At 38.7% G+C, this 375-nt stretch carries 1 protein-coding gene; it reads right to left on the reverse strand.

The window, feature by feature from the left end; genetic code table 11:
* The coding region (locus HC176_RS17470) for a F0F1 ATP synthase subunit gamma (protein ID WP_167920274.1) at window positions 1-375 on the reverse strand (375 nt) is incomplete at both ends.

The raw sequence follows: 375 nt of genomic DNA on the forward strand, positions 1-375 counted from the left end.
TACGATCTCTTCTTTAGAGGGTTCAAAAATGTAATCAAGAACAACATTTTCATCCTTTTCCACAGGAACGATCGGCAAAAATTGCTCAGTCTTTACATCCTGGGTAGCAGCGTTTACAAACTGGTTGTACACAATGACGATCTTATCGAATTTCTTCTCTACAAACAGCTGCATTAGCTCTTCGGCGATAGCTGAGGCATTTTCAAAGCTTAGATCATCATAGATAGCAGTTTCATTCTTAAAGATCTTGTGAGTCTTCTTAAGAATGTCATTAGCTTTCTTTCCAATGGTCAAAAATTCAACATTCTTCCCGCTGTAATCACGATCGGCTATGTATTTGGAAGCCTTGACAATATTGGAGTTAAAAGCTCCGGC

It is taken from the genome of Tamlana crocina, from assembly GCF_012037625.1.